At 70.4% G+C, this 17,882-nt stretch carries 15 protein-coding genes, 1 pseudogene and 3 CRISPR repeat arrays; of the genes and pseudogenes, 3 read left to right on the top strand and 13 right to left on the bottom strand.

From position 1 onward, the window contains the following. Positions 1-112: 112 nt before the first annotated feature. Positions 113-507: a CRISPR direct-repeat array (repeat unit 29 nt; unit sequence CGGAACACCCCCGCGTCGGCGGGGAGGAC). 22 nt (positions 508-529) lie between these two features. The 12 genes from ACSU53_RS30200 to ACSU53_RS30145 form a co-directional block, all read right to left on the bottom strand. Next, positions 530-1,531 (bottom strand): IS481 family transposase, encoded by a 1,002-nt coding sequence (locus tag ACSU53_RS30200; RefSeq protein WP_437032936.1) that lies wholly within the window; start codon positions 1,529-1,531, stop codon positions 530-532. Then, the gene (locus ACSU53_RS30195) at positions 1,528-2,037 is read right to left on the bottom strand and encodes a hypothetical protein (RefSeq protein WP_437032934.1); all 510 of its coding nucleotides are present in this window, start codon (positions 2,035-2,037) and stop codon (positions 1,528-1,530) included. The genes ACSU53_RS30200 and ACSU53_RS30195 overlap by 4 nt, the downstream gene beginning before the upstream one ends. Before the next feature lie 21 nt (positions 2,038-2,058). Beyond that, positions 2,059-3,129 (bottom strand): MerR family transcriptional regulator, encoded by a 1,071-nt coding sequence (locus tag ACSU53_RS30190; RefSeq protein ID WP_437032932.1) that lies wholly within the window; start codon positions 3,127-3,129, stop codon positions 2,059-2,061. 147 nt (positions 3,130-3,276) lie between these two features. After that, positions 3,277-3,915: direct repeats of the CRISPR family, unit length 29 nt; unit sequence CGGAACACCCCCGCGTCGGCGGGGAGGAC. Between the two features lie 17 nt (positions 3,916-3,932). Next, positions 3,933-4,250: a type I-E CRISPR-associated endoribonuclease Cas2e gene (gene cas2e, locus ACSU53_RS30185; RefSeq protein ID WP_437032930.1), complete on the bottom strand. Its 318-nt coding sequence runs from the start codon at positions 4,248-4,250 to the stop codon at positions 3,933-3,935. Then, positions 4,250-5,185, bottom strand: coding sequence for a type I-E CRISPR-associated endonuclease Cas1e (gene cas1e, locus ACSU53_RS30180; protein ID WP_437032928.1), 936 nt, complete (start codon positions 5,183-5,185; stop codon positions 4,250-4,252). The genes cas2e and cas1e overlap by 1 nt, the downstream gene beginning before the upstream one ends. Before the next feature lie 56 nt (positions 5,186-5,241). Continuing rightward, positions 5,242-5,892 carry a type I-E CRISPR-associated protein Cas6/Cse3/CasE gene (cas6e, locus tag ACSU53_RS30175; protein ID WP_437032926.1) on the bottom strand — a complete coding sequence of 217 codons (651 nt, stop codon included), beginning with the start codon at positions 5,890-5,892 and terminating at the stop codon, positions 5,242-5,244. Next, positions 5,889-6,683: a type I-E CRISPR-associated protein Cas5/CasD gene (cas5e, locus tag ACSU53_RS30170; RefSeq protein ID WP_192231047.1), complete on the bottom strand. Its 795-nt coding sequence runs from the start codon at positions 6,681-6,683 to the stop codon at positions 5,889-5,891. Before cas5e ends, cas6e begins: the two co-directional genes overlap by 4 nt. Beyond that, on the bottom strand, positions 6,680-7,807 hold the full coding sequence (gene cas7e / locus ACSU53_RS30165; RefSeq protein ID WP_382552400.1) for a type I-E CRISPR-associated protein Cas7/Cse4/CasC: 1,128 nt from the start codon (positions 7,805-7,807) through the stop codon (positions 6,680-6,682). The genes cas5e and cas7e overlap by 4 nt, the downstream gene beginning before the upstream one ends. Continuing rightward, the gene (gene casB / locus ACSU53_RS30160) at positions 7,804-8,427 is read right to left on the bottom strand and encodes a type I-E CRISPR-associated protein Cse2/CasB (protein ID WP_437032924.1); all 624 of its coding nucleotides are present in this window, start codon (positions 8,425-8,427) and stop codon (positions 7,804-7,806) included. Before casB ends, cas7e begins: the two co-directional genes overlap by 4 nt. An 82-nt stretch (positions 8,428-8,509) precedes the next feature. Next, positions 8,510-10,105: a type I-E CRISPR-associated protein Cse1/CasA gene (casA, locus tag ACSU53_RS30155; protein ID WP_437032922.1), complete on the bottom strand. Its 1,596-nt coding sequence runs from the start codon at positions 10,103-10,105 to the stop codon at positions 8,510-8,512. A gap of 142 nt (positions 10,106-10,247) precedes the next feature. After that, the gene (cas3, locus tag ACSU53_RS30150) at positions 10,248-13,067 is read right to left on the bottom strand and encodes a CRISPR-associated helicase Cas3' (protein ID WP_437032920.1); all 2,820 of its coding nucleotides are present in this window, start codon (positions 13,065-13,067) and stop codon (positions 10,248-10,250) included. 199 nt (positions 13,068-13,266) lie between these two features. Then, positions 13,267-14,939: a CRISPR direct-repeat array (repeat unit 29 nt; unit sequence GTCCTCCCCGCCGACGCGGGGGTGTTCCG). 475 nt (positions 14,940-15,414) lie between these two features. After that, positions 15,415-15,675 (bottom strand): hypothetical protein, encoded by a 261-nt coding sequence (locus ACSU53_RS30145; protein ID WP_437032918.1) that lies wholly within the window; start codon positions 15,673-15,675, stop codon positions 15,415-15,417. 32 nt (positions 15,676-15,707) lie between these two features. Between ACSU53_RS30145 and ACSU53_RS30140 the strand changes: the two genes are divergently transcribed. From ACSU53_RS30140 to ACSU53_RS30130, 3 genes are all read left to right on the top strand, one after another. After that, positions 15,708-16,022, top strand: coding sequence for an RNA polymerase sigma factor (locus ACSU53_RS30140; RefSeq protein ID WP_437032916.1), 315 nt, complete (start codon positions 15,708-15,710; stop codon positions 16,020-16,022). Between the two features lie 52 nt (positions 16,023-16,074). After that, positions 16,075-16,752: a hypothetical protein gene (locus ACSU53_RS30135; protein WP_437032914.1), complete on the top strand. Its 678-nt coding sequence runs from the start codon at positions 16,075-16,077 to the stop codon at positions 16,750-16,752. A gap of 111 nt (positions 16,753-16,863) precedes the next feature. After that, complete coding sequence (locus ACSU53_RS30130; protein ID WP_437032912.1) at positions 16,864-17,037, top strand: hypothetical protein; 174 nt, start codon at positions 16,864-16,866, stop codon at positions 17,035-17,037. A 196-nt stretch (positions 17,038-17,233) separates the two neighbouring features. Here the strand turns inward: ACSU53_RS30130 and ACSU53_RS30125 are convergent. Continuing rightward, positions 17,234-17,776 (bottom strand): annotated as a pseudogene (locus ACSU53_RS30125) (HNH endonuclease family protein). Between the last annotated feature and the right edge of the window lie 106 nt (positions 17,777-17,882).

Genomic DNA, 17,882 nt, shown 5'->3' with positions numbered 1-17,882 from the left:
GCGTCGGCAGGGAGGACGGGGACAGGTCGGGGATGATCGGCGCGAGCTGCGGACCACCCCCGCGCGTCGGCGGGGAGGACAGCCAGGTCATCACCGTGTAGAGCCCCGCGGGCGGAACACCCCCGCGTCGGCGGGGAGGACGCGTCCGCGAGCACCGCGACAAAGGCGCCGTCCGGAACACCCCCGCGTCGGCGGGGAGGACAGGATCAGCGGCCCGGCGGGGCGCGGCTCGGCCGGAAGACCCCCGCGTCGGCGGGGAGGACATGCCGAGGGCCTTCGCGATCGGCCCCGGGATCGGAACACCCCCGCCTCGGCGGGGAGGACCGGTGATCGCCGTGGCCGGGGTGATCTGGAACCGGAACACCCCCGCGTCGGCGGGGAGGACCGGCCCGGCGCGTCGTGCGGGTGGTGGTGCACCGGAACACCCCCGCGTCGGCGGGGAGGACTCGATCGTCGCCATCACGAACTCGGGGCACGTCGGAACACACCCGCGTCGGCGGGGAGGACGTTCGAAATGTTGACGCTCGGACTAAGTGTAGGAGGCCATGACGTTGGTGACGCCGCCCGGTAGTCGTGCTGCCGGTGGTTGGCTTCCGATCGCGGTGTGGGGTCGGTGGTAGTTGTAGTGGATGTTCCAGCGGCCCAGGAGTTGGGCGCGTTGGGCTTCCGACGTCCACGTGCGGGCGTAGAGGAACTCTTCGGCCAGAATGCGGTTGTACCGCTCGACTTTGCCGTTGTGGCGTGGAGTGTAGGGCGCGATGCGCTGGTGCCTGGCGCCGAGTAGGGCTCGGGTGAAGCTCTGGGCCCGGTAGCAGGCGCCGTTGTCTGTCACGATCCGTTCGATGCGCGTAATCCCATGTGCTGCCAGCCAGGCGCGAGCACGATGGAGGAAGGCGATCGCGGTGGTGGCCTTCTCGTCAGGCAATGCTTCGGTGTAGGCGAGCCGGCTGTACCCGTCGATGGCCGAGTGCATGTAGACGTAGCCGCCGCGCTCAGTCTTCTTCTTCCTCCGGTCGACGGCTTTGGCCTGGTTGCTGCCGCGTCCGTGCGCGCGCCAGCCTCCACCGTCAGGGATGCGGCCTACTTTCTTCACATCGACGTGGATCATGTGGCCGGGCCTTCGGGCGTGGATTTTCCGCGGCTGTCGGTTGGCCTCACCGGTGGGGTCGATGAATCGGCGTCGGTTGATGCCGATCTCGGCCAAGTGCCTGCTCACGGTCCTTCGGCTGATTGGCGTTCCGGCCTGGACCAGCTCGAAGGCGATCCTGGCGGCAGACCATTTGTGGGTCCGGCGCAGCTCTTCTATGAGCACAAGGACCTCGGGCGGTGTCGCGGTCGGCTGGTGGTGCGGCGTAGAAGAGCGGTCCTCCAGCCCGAGTTCGCCGTGGCGCCGGTATCGGTTGACCCACTTCGATGCGCACGCCCGGGAAATCCCCATCTCGGCTGCAACGTGGGCGATGGGCCTCGTGCGACAACGATCGATCAGGCGGCGTCGCCCTTCCACGGTGAGGGGCGCGTTCTTGTGCGTCACGCAGCGGAACCGGGTGCCGAGGCTCGCTGTGTGCGGTCCTGCTCGGCGATGGCCTCGGCGACCTCTTGGATAGCGCCCCGAATCAGGTCACCGTAGGGATCCCGAGGAAGGCTGGGGGCGTGTGCTTTGGCCGCGTTGATGTGCTTGGTGGCGGCTTCGAAGGAACCCAGCCGACGGTAGTTGTCAGCAAGGTTGAGGTGGAGGGAGGGGTAGAAGCCGGCGATATGGAGGCTGCCGTGGTGCTCTTGGACGCGCTGTTCGGTCACGGCGTCGGCGGCGTCCAGGGCCCGGACGTCCCAGGCGAGGGCTTGGGCGGGATCTTGGTAGAGATCCGCCAGGTAGTGAGCGAGGGAACAACGGTGGAGCGGGTCGCCGGTGACGCCGATCGTCGACCACAGGCTCAGAAGCTTCTGGCGGGCGGAAGCGATGTCACCGGTTCGGGCTTCCGTGACGGCTTGGCCGATGGCTTCCATGGTCGGGTCGGGGCTGGCGGGTGCGGTGGTCATGGATGTTCCTCGTCGTCGTTCTCAGGCTGAGTGGTCGGATTTGACGGGCATGGCCAGGGTGGTGAGATCGCCACGGTCGGCGGAGCGGATCGTGACGGGCTGGTCGTTTCCCCTAAGGTCGAGCATCACGTCGGGGCCGATCGCGGTGCTCACGGCGGGATAGAGGGTGGTCAGCTCGAACCAGATCTGGAGGGCCTCGCCCGTCGTGGTGGCTGGGATCGGGATGCCGAGGTGTCCGTTGTCCGCTGACCGGACGTTTACTCCGTGGTCGGCGACGTGCAGCGCGATACGTTCGCCAGGGTGTTCTTCCAGGGCGCGCAGGAGCAGTTCCTTCGAGACCGTCGCGCGGGTGGTGACCTCGCCCAGGGACGCGAGCATCAGCCGATGGTCAGGGAAATCCTCGGACAGCAACCGGCAATGCCGGTCCTCCCGTTCGGCCACGCGGAACCAGATCCCGTGTGGCACCGCTTCGAGTCGGACCAGCGCGCTGCGGCGGATCTCAGCGACCGCGGCCCGCAGATCGTCGCCGTTGACCGTGCCGGCCCACGTCTGCCCCGGCGGCGTCTTCGGCACCAGGGTTCGTATGGAGAGTCGGTACCGGTCAGTCGCAGTCAAGGCGACCGCCTCATGATTCGCCTCGATGTGCAGGCCGGCGAGTACCGGCATCCCCGGCTCATGTGCGGTCGCGGTGAGGACCTGCTCGACCGCATCCGCCAGCACGGGACCCTTCAGCGCCGCAATCGGCAGACCGGGCACATTGCCGAGCGCGGCCTTGATGACAGCAGCCTTCTGCAGTGCCGCTGCCGCATCCCCGACGATCTTCGCGACATGCTCATCGAGCAGCCGGGACGCCTCGTCAGCCCCGGCGTCGAGGACCGCCTCGACAGCAGCGAGGGGCATAGCGATCTCGCGGAGCTGACGCAGCGCGGTCGCCCGTGCCACCTGGTCAGCGCCGTAGTAGCGGTATCCCGAGAGCGGGTCGACTTCGGCAGGGGGCAGCAGCCCGGAGTCGGCGTAGAACCGCAACGCGCTGGAGGTCAGGCCACTGCGTTGGGCAAAGACCCCGATCGGCATCAGCTCAGAATTTGGCACCTCGCCATCATTGAGCTTCAACCAACTCGAAGGTCAACATCAACGTGCGACGTCACCAACCTCATGGCCAGCAACAACTAAGCATGACGGAACACCCCGCGTCGGCGGGGAGGACACGGCCACGGCCACGGCCTGGTCCAGGCGCCGCGGAACACCCCCGCGTCGGCGGGGAGGACACCCTCACCAAGGACCGGGAGCCGGCCCGCGTCGGAACACCCCCGCGTCGGCGGGGAGGACAACGGCGGCACCGTCCGCGTCTTCTCGGGCGTCGGAACACCCCCGCGTCGGCGGGGAGGACTCGGTGGTGCGCAGCAGTTCGGTGCGGGGCTGCGGAACACCCCCGCGTCGGCGGGGAGGACACGACGACACCCGTGCGGAGGCTGCCGCGCAGCGGAACACCCCCGCGTCGGCGGGGAGGACGTCTCGAACCTTGTCGGCTCCGCGTCGTCCAGCGGAACACCCCCGCGTCGGCGGGGAGGACTGCTGCACAGCGACCAGGCCGCCCCGCTCCCGCGGAACACCCCCGCGTCGGCGGGGAGGACGACCGGCCCACGCGACCTCGACCTGGGGGCCACGGAACACCCCCGCGTCGGCGGGGAGGACCGCCGCGTCTTGAGGCCGACTTCCTCGAGCGCCGGAACACCCCCGCGTCGGCGGGGAGGACGGCACGGTCTACCACGCGGCCATCGGGCCCGACGGAACACCCCCGCGTCGGCGGGGAGGACCCACGTTCACTCGGTCATCCCTTCATCGCTGCCGGAACACCCCCGCGTCGGCGGGGAGGACACTTCCTGACCTGCTCTTTAAGAGGGACTTTGCGTTTCCTTTGCTTTGGGTGCGGCGGTCATGCGGATCAGGGTAAGGCCGTCGAAGTCGACGGGGATCCGGCGGCGGGTCCCCGCGGTACGGATGGCGTAGCCCTGTTCTGTGGCGGCGGGGTGAACCAGGAGGGCCGCGCCGTTGCCCACGACGTCGGCGACGGCGTTCCACAGTTCGTCGCGGACGCGGGCTGAGACGCTGCCGACGAAGATGCCGGGTACGACTTCGCTGGTCCATCTGCTGAGGGCGCCGCGCAGGTGGTCGGGGACGGCGGTGGTGGCGATGACGACCATGGAGGGCATCAGGGTTCTCCCCTGGCGTAGTTGACGCCTGCGGGGAGGACTCCGTTTTGGGGGTCCCACAGGTGGACCATGCGTACGTCGCGTCGTTCGGAGTGTTCTTCGTCGGTGTCGGTTGTGGCGGTGCGGGGTGGGGTGAGCAGGGACTGGACGTCCTGGACGATGCGGGGCAGGAGGCGGAGAAGTCGGAGGTCTTCGCGGAAGCGGCGGCGTGCTTGCTGTTCGGGGTTGTCGGAGTTGTGGAGGGCGAGGGGGAGGGTGGTGTCGGCTTTGTAGAGGTCGGCGATGTCGTAGACGAAGGCGTGCTGGGTGCCGGCGTGGACGTAGCCGAGGGCGGGAGAGAGTCCGAGGGCGAGCAGGGCGGCGTGGACGATGCCGTAGAGGCAGGTGTTGGCGGCGGACAGGGCGAGGTTGACGGGGTCCTGGGTGTCCCATTGGTCGGGCCGGTAGTTGCGGCGGAAGCGTCCGATGCCGTGTTGCTGGGCGAGGATTTTGTAGAAGGCCTTCATGCGCTGGCCTTCCATGCCGCGGAGCTGGTCCAGGGTGACGGATTCGGGCAGGTCTGCGTCCTGGAAGCGCATCCGGTACATGCGGACGGCGGTTTGGAGGCGGCGTTCCGGGTCGGCCCAGGTGGCGACCTGCTGTTCGAGCCAGTGGGTGGTGAGGGAGTCCGGGAGGATGCCGGCGTAGGCGCGGACGCCGCCGGATCCGACGCAGACGACGCTGGTGTTGTGGCGGGCGAGGGTGGTCAGGGCCGGGGTGGTGATGGACACCCCGGGGCCCAGCAGCAGGCAGGACAGGGCTGCGGTGGGGAGGTAGACGAGGTCGGTGCGGTGGGCGTCGACCTGGATCTGCGCGCACACTCCGGTGTCGTCCTGCACCACGCGGACCATGTCCAGGTAGAGGAAGGACAGAGAGTCCGCGACGCGCGGGAGCATGGCCAGGGTGGGGGCAGCCAGACGCCTGCGTGCCTGGCCGTCTCGTGGCGGCGGGCTCACGCGGTGGTCGCGGGAGCGAGACTGAGCAGGCCGGCGCCGTAGGGCTTGCCTCTGCCGATGCCGGCCAGGACAGCCTGGGTGAGGGCGTCAGGGTCGGTGACGGTGGCGGTGCCGTCGTAGCGGATCAGGCTGTGCCGCATGCGGGGGGTGTCCCGGCTGCGGGAGCGGGCCGGTTCGATACGGGTGGGGGTCGCGACGTGGAGGCCGAGGCCGGCTTCGGCGGCACGGCGGAGCCACCAGTGGTCGGCGTCGGGGCCGGAGAGCGGCATGATGCGTCCTCGCTTGCCTTTCTCTTGCAGGGGGAGCCGTTCCCGTTTGGCGGGGTTGAGGACGATGCGGTAGCGGACGCCGAGTCCTTTGCGCAGTGCGGAGAACATCGGGGTGAGGCTTTTGATGTCGGCCTGGCCGTAGTCGTCGGGCAGGCGTGCCGGGTCGAGCTGGGCGGCCTGGACGAGGAGGGTGCTGGAGGTGTCGGTCTCCTCCAGGCGGTAGAGCAGTCCGGTCTGTTGTCGGGGGGCGTCGCCGAGGTTGTCGGGGACCATCCGCATGACGGTGCGGTGCATCTGAGTGGCATCGCGCAGGTCCCGCTGCACGTCACGGCTGTGCGGGTTGAGGCGGATACGGGCGAGCGCCGGGTGGTCGTTCATGCGCTTTCCTCGAGGTGGGCGTAGTCGATGAGGCGCTGTATCAGGGTGTGTGGGGGGCCTGTCAGGGAGCGGGGCACTGGTAGCTGGGTGCGGTGGAGGCGGCGGCTGGTGTGGCTGCGGCCGTGCTGGGCGAAGCTCACCGGCACGTCGTTGACGTCGATGACGTCGACCGGCACGGGTGGTTCGGATTGGTCGGCGGGTGGTGGCTGTTCGAGGAGGAATTCCACGGAGATCGTTCCGGTTTGTGGTTCTTCGCTGTCCTCGGTGCGCGGCGCGGTGCGGCTGAGCGGAACCCGGGTGCGGAGTTCTTCTTCGGGGTCGTCGACGTGGCGGCGTAGGAGGAACGGCTCGTCGGGGACGCAGGAGCGGCGGCCCAGGTAGGGCGCCCAGTGGGGGCGGGTCAGGGCGTCGGCGAGGCGGTGGATGGTCTGGTCGGCTGCGGTGACGGCGACGACGAACACCGCGTCGGACAGGTAATGGCGGCGGGTGATGACGGCGGCGCCTTTGTTGCTGCCTTGGCTGGTGGCGGCGGTGCGGTCCTTGGGGAAGCCGCCGCCGGCGGTGTGGTAGTCGATGAGCCGGACGCCGGGCCGGTCCACGCGCACGGTGAGCCGCAGGTCCTGGTAGCGGTCCAGGTCTGCTTCGTCGCGGCTGATGCCTTCGGCCGCGGCGAACATGCCGATCAGTGCAGAGCGGGTCGGGAAGGGCGCGGTGTCCCGCACGGGGGTGAACGCGGAGCGTTCGCCCCAGGATTGCAAGGGGCCGGCCAGACGTAGCAGGAGCCCGCTCACGGCTGGTCCTGCGCTGCGGGTACAGCGGCGTCGACAGCAGCGTCGATGAGCTGGTCGAAGGAGTCGTGGGCGGTGCCGAGCCCGGTGTGTTTTTCTTCGGGGTTGATGACGGTGTGGCCGTGGAAGCGGCGGTTGCGGTTGCCGGTGAGGCGGTTGAGGTTGCCGGCGTAGGTGTCGAGGGCCTGGCGGGAGGGCTGGGAGAAGCCGCCTTGCTGGTCGCTGGTGACGGGGGTCTCGAAGGCTGCGGCCAGGGAGAGCGGGCGGTGTTCGCGCACGGCGAGGTAGGCCAGGTCGGGAACGGTGTGTGGGGCGGTGCTGTTCTTCTTGGCCTGTGGCAGGGAGAGTAGGAAGTGTTCGGCGAAGGAGCTGAGTACGGTGCGGGCGGCCTTGGTGTCGCCGTCCAGGTTTTTCAGCAGGTCGGCGACGTTGACGGTCGCGTAGCGGTAGAAGACGCCGGCGCTGAACTCGGCGGTGTCGAGGTGGCCGCTGCCGGTTTCGGCCTCGCCCAGCCAGTCGTCGACGGCGGTGAAGTAGTCACGCTGTGGTTCGGCGGCGTGCGTGGTGAAGGCGTGGGCGACCTGGGCTGCTCCGTCTACGTTGGCGTCAGGGAGTTCGGCGAGCATGCGGCCCAGCAGGCTGATGGAAGTGGTGCGGCGCTTGAGGATTGTCTCGATCTGCTGGGGCGGCAGTACCTGGCCGGGCTTCTTCTTGCCCTGGGCCGCCTCCAGGTCTTGGCGGTGTTTGGTGCACACGGCGGCCAGTTCGTCGATGGCCGCCTCCGGCAGGAACAGCAGCACCGAGGTGTGGCCGGCCGATTCGGTGCCGATGCCCTTCTTCCCGGCGCTCGCGGCGACCTGTGCTCCGGCGAACGCGGCCAGCTCGGTGGGCCAGCCGGCACTCTCGAGGGCGTGCTGGACCTTCGCCGGCACCAGGCGAGTGCGGGCGGCCTTCTCTCCGAGGTCGCGTTCGACGCCGAGCCGGATGGCCCGCTTCCAGGACTGGCTGGAGACGCGGATGCGGGGGGCGTTGCCGTAGCGGACCTGCTTGGGGGAGCCGAGGTCGTCGCGGTTGAGGTTGGCGGCGGGGACCGACTGCAGGGCGCTCAGGTCCAGGTAGAGGGTCATCGGTCGTTCTCCTCGGCAAGATCAGTGGGGTCGGTGGTGTTGGCGGCGGTGCGGAAGTAGCTCTCCAGCCAGCGGGTGGCGATGCGGTCGCGGCTGCGGTTCCACCAGGCGAGGTCCTCCAGGAGGACCGCCCAGTCGATGGGGATGCCGCCGGACAGTAGCTGGCGGACGAGGGCGGGCAGGCCCGGGTGGATGGCGTCGCTGCTCTGGCGGGCCATCAGGTGAAGAGCGCTTTCGGCGGAGTTCTCCTTCAGCACGCCCTTGACGACGGCCTGGCCGAGCGAGGCGCCCAGGTTGGGCCGCTCGTACCAGGACAGGGGCGTGTTCTGGTCGGGTGCGGTGTCGCGGGCCGAGCGGGGGCGTGCGGCGATCAGCGCCGCCACCGCGTAGTACGCCCGCCGGACATCGCCGTAGTGCTGGTCGTCGTGATCGCGCAGCCAGGGCACCAGGTAGCGGTGCATGTAGGTGCACCGTTCCACGGGCAGCCCGAGTCCGCGCCGCAGGGCGGCGCGGGCCTGGGTGGAGGCGCACATCTGGTGCACGTAGGCGACGAACCGGTCGGAGGTGCGGATCCTTGTGGAGGGTGACGGCGCGGGTGCCGTCGGGGCGGAATCGGTCATGAGACATCCCTGATGCGGGGAGAGAGGGCTGGGGGTGGTAAGCGGCGGCCGCTGTTGTGCGGGGCGCGCGGCCGGGCGGCTGTCAGGCGGAGGCGGCCGGCTGCAGCAGGGCGAGCAGCAGTCCGCGGGCGCGGTGGCGGGCGCGCGCCACCCTGATGTCGGCACGGTTGGCGTGGCCGATGGCTTCGTCGAGAGCGGTGAGGGCCGCGTCGATGAATGGCCTGTCGACGTGGTGTGTGGTGCGGTGGGGGCCGGTGAGCTGCCAGAACTGTTTTTCCGCGGCCGGCCAGTACCGGGTGAGCGCGGCCGCGGCCCACGGTCCGGGCTTGCGGGCATCCAGCTTGATCTTGGCTTTCGGCGATGGGTCGACGCTGGTGTCGGTGGCGATCTTCCAGGCGATCCTTGCGGCGAGGTCCAGCCGGTCGCCGGCCTGCTCCGCGGCCGTGTGGCAGCGCTTGACGTGGTGGGCCATCTCCGCGTCGTTCTCCTCCTGCCACTGCAGGATCTGCGGGCTGGTCGCCCTGAACCAGACGCTGTCCTTTTGCTGGCCGTCCTGGTCGAAGCCGTAGGCGCGCACCCGCAGCTGCGGCAGCAGCCACTGCGGCAGGTGCTCGAGGGCCGGGGGGCGGCGGGCGTCCTGACGGCTGTCCTTCAGCAGCAGGGAGTCCAGGTCCCGCCACAGGGCCCTGGCTCCGTCGGCCTCCCGCGGCTGGAAGTCGCCGTCCCGTCTCCGGTCGAGGATCTGGTAGGGATCGCGCGCCTTGTGCGGCGGCTCGTGCGTCGACCAGGTGAGGTAGGCGTCCGTCACCGTCCGGCCGTCGTCTGAGGGCACGAGCAGCGCGGCATGGCGGAACCGGCCGGTCAGCATCCGGCCCGGCCACGTCAGCGGCGACAGAGCCTTGAGAGGGTTGTGGAGGTCCTCCTCCCACGGGCAGGCGTCTTCTGCTTCCCAGTCGGCTTCGGTCTGAGGGATCGGCACGGCCAGGACGAGCGTGGTGAACAGCTGTGGCCCCCAGGCGAAGTAGGAGACCGATTTGCGCAGCGGGGCGGCGTCGCCGCTGCCGGTCCGTACATCGGTGATCCGGCGGGGTGTGCACTGCCCGGACGGCCCGTAGTACAACTGCGCGATCAGATGCCAGGCGGCCTCGGCAGCCGGTACCGGTACAGGGGCGGTGTCGGTGAAGTGCCCGAACAGCACCGCCCCGTTGACCCCGGTGGGGCGGCCCATCACGAGTTTGTTCACCCCCGACGGGTTCGGTGCCCCCTTCGCGTCCACGCACTCGGTGAGCAGGCGGGGATCCTGCAGGAACGGCCGCTCGGGGTGGAACAGGTCGAACCGGCCTGCCAGGTCTTTCCTGCCGAAGTAGGCATTCACCGCCCGCGGATCGAACCGGCCGGCCTTCAGGACACGTTTGCGCAGGTCGAACCAGTCGTCGATGTCCTCTGCGATGTCCGGATCATCGAGCCGGTCGCCGCCGTCAGCTGCGATCCTCGCCGCGATCGGCGCCAGGATCCGCATCAGTCCCGACGCCGCCGGCGGCACCGGAACGTCCACATCCTCGATCTCATGCGCCCTCTCGAACAGTTCGCATAACCCCACACATGTCTGCTCCCCGGTCAGCAGACGTACCGGAATCCACGGCTCGATCCGCAGGTCGAATCCCCCACTCACCGTCATCCCCCTCCACGTGTGTGACGCACCGGCACAGGCGAAGCCCCGACAAGGTCCAGCTCCGGCACCGTGCGGGCATTCAAACAGTCATCACTGACAAGGTGTCTGGACCTGCAGTTTTCGGGTCAGAGGCGGGCCGTGCCTGGTATCAGCGGCGCACCAGACCGCAGTCCGCGTCCAGGCACAGTGTCTTGCCGCCGACCTTCACCGGCTGTGCGTTTGCGCTGTGCACGGGCTGGTGAAGGACACGCAGGTCGGCGAGCATCGGGTGCTGCGTCCACGACTGCGGCGGGGCGAGACTGTGGGGGTCGGCTTCCTGGAACCAGTCGGCGCGGACCGCCATGGTGCGGCGCATCACCTCCCGCACCAGCGAGACCGGCATCCTGCCGTCCGGCGTGGCCTGAGGAAGCGGCTGCTCGCCCTGCGCATCCAGGGTCACCCGGCCGTCAGGGTGGGCGTAGGCGCACAGCAGTCGCACCGAGTCGGCGCCGAGCCGGGTGGAGATCTCCCACTCGTCTTCCTCGCCGGGCAGGTGGTGCAGGTCGTGCAGCGCGGACACACTCCGCGCGCGGGGGACAGCGAGGAGAGCGGCCATGCTCCGTTCCGCCATCTCCTTGCCCCGGTGAGCGGTCCAGGCTTTGGTCCCGCTGCCGCCCGGGGTGTTCCAGTCGAAGTCCTCACTGTTGCCGTGAACGGCTTCGACCAGGTCCTGCACATCGTCCGGGATGCGGATGCTCCCGCCCTCGATCCCGGCAAGAGTGCGGGAGGTGGTGGCAAGGAGGTGCTCGGAGTACACCTCGCCCCACTGCCGTGGCACCGACCCGCCGCCGGTGATCGGGTCGAGCACCACAAGCTGCGGTCCGCTCGCCCAGGCCGGGCGGCCGCGGCCGCCCGGGTAGCCGTGGCGGGCCCAGTAGCTCTCGTGCCGCCAGCACCGTCCGGCCCGCTGCAGCAACAAAGACAGCGGAGCCAGGTCGCTGATGACGATGTCGGCATCCAGATCAAGTGACTGCTCGACGACCTGCGTGGCGACCACGATCCGGCGCAGCGGACGCGGCCCGGTCCGGCCCAGCCCTTGGGTGACCTTGCGGGTGCGAGCCTCGCGCACGTCGCCGGGGAACCGGGCATGCAGCAGCTGCACGCTTCCGTCCTGGGCGTGACAGCGCTCATCGAAGCGTTCGCGGAGCCTGAGGTAGGTCTCCTGCGCATCGCCCACGGTGTTGCACACCACCAGGGCGGTACCGCCCTGCGCCGTGTACACCGGTTTCAGGAGCTGTTCGATCACCGCCAGCCGGGCCCGGGCGCCACCACCGCTGCCGTGGACGACCGGCTCCACCACGACACCCAGCTCCATACTCCGCGCCCGCGCCTGCTCCTGGCGGCGGGCGGGCGAGATCGCGGTGGTCCGGCCGCTGTTCCCGTCCACATACAGCCACCCCGGATACGGCGCCGGGAACGTCTGCCTGCTCAGGGCGCGCGTCTTGTGGCCGGCGCCCTGCAGGTACTCCTTGACCAGCCGGTCGCTGACCGACGCCGGCAACGTCGCCGACAACAGCACCACCGGCACACCGTAGGCCCCGAGCCAGTTCAGCAGCCGGCCCAACAGAACCTGCATGTACGGGTCATAGGCGTGGGCCTCGTCGACGATGAACGTCTTGCCCGACAGGGCCAGCAGCCGCAACGCGTTGTGCCGCACCGGCAGCACCGCCATCAGAGCCTGGTCGATCGTGCCCACCGCGAACTGCGCGAGCAGCGGCCGCTTGGGCCCGCGCAGCCAGCGCTGCGGCCGCAGGTCCGCCTCCGCCCGCCCGCTGCCCTCCCCCACCTCGTCATCACAGGTCAGCACCCGGTGTGCGTCCAGGTCCTCGTCGGCGTACGCGCTGTTCAGCCAGGCCATGCTGTGCACCAGCGTCAGCCCGGCCCCCTGGCCCGCCTGACGGGACAACGCCGCCGCGACCCGCCCGTGCATCTGATCGCTGGTGGCCATCGTCGGCAGCAAAAACGCATACCCCTGCGTGCCGAACGCCTCGGACAGAACCCGCTCGGCCTCCAGTGCTGTCTCGCTCTTGCCGTCCCCCGGGGCCGCAGTGACCACAAGGATCCCGCCACGCCGCCCCTCACCCACCGCCGGCCGCAGTTCCTCCATCACCGAGCGCTGCAACGGATTGGGCTCCCCTGAGATCCCGTACGCCTGAGCGAACCCCGTACGGTGCAGCCGCACCCGGGCCAGCCCGGCCCTGGCCAGCAGACCGGCAGCGTCCCTCTTCGACCGCTGGAAGTGATCCGCCAGCACCGGCTCAAGTCCGCGCTGCCGTTCTTGGAGGTAGTCCTCCTGGCTGACCAGCCAGTCCGCGAGGATGACCACCCCCGTCACCAACACCGCCGCCGGCGCCCTGAACACACCCGGCGCCTCAGGCGCGCCCAGCACCTCATACACCGCAGCGGCGTGCGCGCTGCGCTGCCGCGCCCAGGAAGCCCCGCCCAGAAACGATCCGGTGACACTGTCCTCAGCACGGTGAAAACGCCCGTGATGACCGCCCACGATCTCCGCCAGCCGCTGCGCCGCCCTCAACTCCCCCTCGGCAGCGAAACCCAGCCCCGCCAGCACTTCCCGCACACTCTGCAAGCCGGCCACATCATGCCCGAACCGCTCCGCGCTCATCGCCGCACGGTCACCGCCCAGCTCCGCGCTCAGATACCGGCTGCCCTGCTGTGAGCAGAACTGAAATCCCGACACTTTCCCAATGTCATGCAGCCCCGCGCAGAGCCCGACGACCGCCCGCGCCCGCCCTGGCTCACCCGCCAGACCCAACCCGTCAGCGATCCGCACCCGCTGGGATTCCGACAAGAACACATCCCACAGGTGCAACGCCATCGCGGCAGCATCCAGCAGATGCCGGATCAGCGGATACGGTGCCAGACCCGGATCCAGCCCCCGCGACTTCCCCCACACCGACTCATCCAGCATCCCCCACTCCCCTTACCGTCCCGCCGACGGCTCCACCCCCGGCTGTCCGAAGCCGGCATTCAACCACCCCACCACCCACAACACACCGCAAACAGCCCGCCCCCGATACAGTCACCCCCATGCAACCCAACCCACCACACCACATCTCACTCGAGGCAAAGGACAAGCAAAGCCCCTCCTAAACCGCAGGTCAGAAAGAGTCCTCCCCGCCGACGCGGGGGTGTTCCGGACTCCGGGGCCAGCAGGACCACACCGGCGCCGTCCTCCCCGCCGACGCGGGGGTGTTCCGCCGGTGCCGTCGGTGGCTTGTCCGGCGAGGAGGTCCTCCCCGCCGACGCGGGGGTGTTCCGGCCCTCGGCATCCGCTCCCCCTCGACCGTGTTGTCCTCCCCGCCGACGCGGGGGTGTTCCGAACCCGCTCGTGTCCATGAGCGGCGAGTGCCGGTCCTCCCCGCCGACGCGGGGGTGTTCCGCCCGAGCCCACCGACCCCCGGCTGAAGGGGCAGTCCTCCCCGCCGACGCGGGGGTGTTCCGCTCGCCGGGGCGGGGGGGGCGCCGTCGCGGTCGTCCTCCCCGCCGACGCGGGGGTGTTCCGTTGTGCCGGGTCAGGGCGCCGCCGAGCGGACCGTCCTCCCCGCCGACGCGGGGGTGTTCCGGTGATGGCGACGGTGAGGGCGGCGGGGTAGAGGTCCTCCCCGCCGACGCGGGGGTGTTCCGCTCGGCGACGCGCACGACTTCGCGATGAAGACGTCCTCCCCGCCGACGCGGGGGTGTTCCGGTGCAGGACATCGACCGGTTCCCCATCGAGGAGTCCTCCCCGCCGACGCGGGGGTGTTCCGTACTCCTCGGCCTTGCTGGGGTCGAGGGCGGCGTCCTCCCCGCCGACGCGGGGGTGTTCCGGTGCGCGCCGTGCTGGCCCTGCTCGGGCCGCTGTCCTCCCCGCCGACGCGGGGGTGTTCCGTCCTCGCTGGGGTAGACCTGGGCGACGCTGACGTCCTCCCCGCCGAAGCGGGGGTGTTCCGCGGCACCGGAACGACGTCGGGTGCACCGTGACGTCCTCCCCGCCGACGCGGGGGTGTTCCGCTGGGCGAGCGGATCGGCCGCGCCGTGGCCGCGTCCTCCCCGCCGACGCGGGGGTGTTCCGCTCTCCGGGGCCAGCAGGACCACGCCGTAGCCGTCCTCCCCGCCGACGCGGGGGTGTTCCGGTCATCAAGGGCGACGTCCGCGCCGTCGAAGGGTCCTCCCCGCCGACGCGGGGGTGTTCCGGCGGGCTTCAACGCGTTCTGCCACAGCCACTTGTCCTCCCCGCCGACGCGGGGGTGTTCCGGCGGGTGATCTCTGCCTCTCGCTCCTGCCGAAGTCCTCCCCGCCGACGCGGGGGTGTTCCGCTGTCCGACCCCGACACCTACTTGAACCCGGAGTCCTCCCCGCCGACGCGGGGGTGTTCCAGCGCCGTCCTTCTCGGCCGCCGGGTTGTCGTCGTCCTCCCCGCCGACGCGGGGGTGTTCCGAAGCAGTCCGCCAACTCCGGACGCCCCTTCTCGTCCTCCCCGCCGACGCGGGGGTGTTCCGACGTCCCGGACCCTGGACAAGGCGCTTCGCGGTCCTCCCCGCCGACGCGGGGGTGTTCCGTGGGAGGCGAGGCGTTCGGCGTCCTCCAGGGTGTCCTCCCCGCCGACGCGGGGGTGTTCCGCAGCGGGAGGCCGTGGTCGCCGCCGTGGCGTCGTCCTCCCCGCCGACGCGGGGGTGTTCCGTACCCGTTCGGCTTCTGGCGCTGGTCGACGTGGTCCTCCCCGCCGAGGCGGGGGTGCTCCGCCGTGCCGCTGCGCCCGAACCAGGAGCGGTGCTCTCCCCGCCGACGCGGGGGTGCTCCGTACACGGCGTGCCTGCACCGGTCGGTCAGCGAGCCGGATACCGGGCGCAGACCAGCTCTGCCTGCGGCCAACTGCTGCGGGTGGGCAGCCGAGCCGAGGTGACGGCTACTGCGGCAGCGGGCTGGCGAGGCCATGACGATGCGCTCGGCAGGACGGTGTAGAGGAGGTCGGCACGGCGCACGCTGTGGTGGGCGCGCCGTTGGGGAGCTGGCGCACGCCGGGTGGAGTGCAGCGTGTGACGCGGAACACGTTCGGTGCGCGGAGGAGTGTTCGCCATCCCGGCAGGGCCGGGTCATGCCTGGTCAGGGCATCACAAAGCGTGACTAGCGGCGCTTATTGAATACGGCACAGTGCTGCCGGGTGGGGACGGCCGGTGATTTTCTGCGGGGCGGCATGAGTGATCGGGCTCGCGAATCACTTAGGTAGAGGACAGGCCCAACGGCCCGTCGGCGCATGCGAGTTCGCGCCGGGTCCCTTACCCCTTAATGGAGAGGAACTCGCTCATGTCCCCGGCTGACGGGAGGCGTTCGTGAGTCACGACGACGCACAGGAACGCTCCGCGCAGGAGCACGGCCTCGGGCTGTCCCAGTCGATGTACGTGCCGCTGGACCTGCCGATCGACTTCGAGGCCTTCTACCTGGCGCACCAGGAGGCTTTCCACGCGTACGCCGAGGTCCGCTTCGGCACCCGCGCGGCCGCCGAAGAGGTCATACACGAGGTCTTCCTGGAGATCCACGCCGGCTGGCTGAGCTGCTGGGCTCCGGCCGCGTGGAACAGGGCGCGTGGGCGATCGTGCGGCGGGCCGTCCGCGACCGCCTGGAGTCCGAGGGGCGCGCGCCGGCGTTCATCATCAACGGTCCCATCGCCCAGGCCCTGGCCGCGACGAAGGACCGGCTGGAGAGGATGCAGTCCACGACCGGCCTGTACGAGGCGATCGCGGAGCTGCCGAACCGGCAGTTCGAGGTGATTGTCCTGCGCTACCTGCTGGGCTACCCCACGACGAGGGTCGCCTGGTTCATGGGGATCGACGAGCGCACCGTCGGCCACCACCTGCGCCCCGCGGCAAGGAGCGTCTGCGCGTGAAACTCGGCCTGCCCGACGAGCGCAAGAAGCCCCAGCACAAGCAGAAGGGGGAATGACCGTGACCACCGCCATCGACGCTCTGCTCAACGAGGCGCAGATCCCCGTCCGCGGCACCGAGCGCTTCGATGTGGCCGCAGCCCTCCGGCGGCTGGCCGCCGACGCCTCCCGCCGGACACCGGCCGTGGAGACCGCCCGCGCCGCCCAGGCCGGGCAGCGCCTGGAGGTGGTGTGCCGGTGGCTGCTGAACGAGCCGGACGCCGCCGCCCACGTCGACAAGATCGCCGACGGTCCGGACCGCGGACCTCTGACCGAGGAGCAGATGGACCTCGACGGCGCGCTCGTCTTCGCCTGCCTGCTGTACCTGACGGGCCACCAGGAATCGGCCCAGTTCTGGTGGCAGCTCGCCGCCGGCGCCGGCAGCCGGGCCGCCGCCTACTGCCTGCACCTGCACCACCTGACCCTGGGCGAGACCCGCGCAGCGTGGCACTGGTTCCACCAGCTCACCCACTCCATGGCCGACACCACCCCGCCCGATGCAGCCTTCCTCGAGGGCCTGGAGATCGTCGCCAGATACGTACGCCACAACGGGTCCCGCGCGCTCGCTCCCAGCGGCCGTCTGGAGAGCGAGGTCGACCGGCTCGCCGCACGCACGCCCGGCTGCTCCGTCATCGTCGCCCGGCCCGACCGCCAGCTGGTCGCCCGACTGGAGGAGTTCACCGCAGGCCGCTGACCAGGTCATCCAGCACAGCAAAGGGGGGAGTTCCGCCCAGGCCACCGGTTCCGAGGCCACCGGCCAGGCGGACTCCCCGCGCAACGCCGCTTCGGAAAGAGGACGTCCGCCATGCACCCTAACCATCAGCCGCCCCGCGCGGGCGGGAAACTACGCACCACGCTTCGGCAGCGGATCGCCCGCCGCCGGCGCATCGCCCTGGCCCACGTACTGCGCGGCGCCTGCTACGGCATCGGCACCGGAGCGATCGGCCTCGCCTGCATCTGGCTGGAGCGTCTGATGTAGCCACCGCGGTCGACACGCCCACCGGTGCCGCGGTGGCCCGAGGCTCGGGGAGCTGACGGAAAACGTCATTCGAGTTGTGCTCGAAAGGGGCCGCTTGCCGCCCTGCCCGGGAAATGCAGATGGCCCCGGCCCTTTGAGGCGGGGGCCAGCTGGGTTCCACTCGGACGCTCAGCCTGGCCGCCGGCCGCCAGGCACATTATGCGGCCGGTTCGTACGTCACGGTCTGGTCCGGACAGTTGGCAGCCGTCTCGTGCAGGGCCGCTACTTCGATCTCGTCGGCCGCGAGGCTCCAGCGGAGCTTCGTTGCCACCCACTCCGAGACGTACCGGCAGTGCACCTCGGCGGCCGGGGGCAGCCACTCGGAGGGGTCCTGGTCGGCCTTGGAGCGGTTCGAGCGGGCGGTGACGGCGACCAGGCTGGCGTCGGCGCCCTGGTCGTTGGAGCGTACGCCTCACGCCGCTGCGCCGTCCACCCCGACGCCCCGCTGTCCCAGCTTTCCGCGAGGGGCACCATGTGGTCGATGTCCAGGCCGGAGGCGGATGTCACCCACACCTGGTCGTAGTACGACGTTCCAGTGGCGGAAGGCGTCCCGGTCGTAGCCGTCGCGGGACTCGGTCTCCACGGGCAGACGAGTAACGGCTTCGGTCAGCGGCAGCGTCTCCACCGCATGAGCAGGCGCAGGGACGGTGAGGGGCAGGAGGGCCAGGGAGGCGGCGGCCAGGCCGGCGCCGCAGAGCAGTGAGCACGGGCCGTTGACAGCGGCCCTCCAGGCGGCGCTGTCAGGCGTTCTTCGAGTGCGCCGCCCGTATGGGCGCAATGGTCGTACCGGCAACCGGACGGCATGG

The sequence above is a fragment of the Streptomyces sp. enrichment culture genome (assembly GCF_964273255.1).
Classification (GTDB): domain Bacteria; phylum Actinomycetota; class Actinomycetes; order Streptomycetales; family Streptomycetaceae; genus Streptomyces.
This window is presented reverse-complemented; position numbering and strand designations above follow the sequence as displayed.

Bases quoted from the DNA above. Each gene is read 5' to 3' on its own strand.
- cas1e (WP_437032928.1), bottom strand. From the start codon at position 5,185: ATGCTCCCGCGCGTCGCGGACTCTCTGTCCTTCCTCTACCTGGACATG.
- ACSU53_RS30130 (WP_437032912.1), top strand. From the start codon at position 16,864: ATGCACCCTAACCATCAGCCGCCCCGCGCGGGCGGGAAACTACGCACC.
- cas6e (WP_437032926.1), bottom strand. From the start codon at position 5,892: ATGAACGACCACCCGGCGCTCGCCCGTATCCGCCTCAACCCGCACAGC.
- cas3 (WP_437032920.1), bottom strand. From the start codon at position 13,067: ATGCTGGATGAGTCGGTGTGGGGGAAGTCGCGGGGGCTGGATCCGGGT.
- ACSU53_RS30135 (WP_437032914.1), top strand. From the start codon at position 16,075: ATGACCGTGACCACCGCCATCGACGCTCTGCTCAACGAGGCGCAGATC.
- cas7e (WP_382552400.1), bottom strand. From the start codon at position 7,807: ATGACCCTCTACCTGGACCTGAGCGCCCTGCAGTCGGTCCCCGCCGCC.
- casA (WP_437032922.1), bottom strand. From the start codon at position 10,105: ATGACGGTGAGTGGGGGATTCGACCTGCGGATCGAGCCGTGGATTCCG.
- casB (WP_437032924.1), bottom strand. From the start codon at position 8,427: ATGACCGATTCCGCCCCGACGGCACCCGCGCCGTCACCCTCCACAAGG.
- cas2e (WP_437032930.1), bottom strand. From the start codon at position 4,250: ATGCCCTCCATGGTCGTCATCGCCACCACCGCCGTCCCCGACCACCTG.
- ACSU53_RS30195 (WP_437032934.1), bottom strand. From the start codon at position 2,037: ATGACCACCGCACCCGCCAGCCCCGACCCGACCATGGAAGCCATCGGC.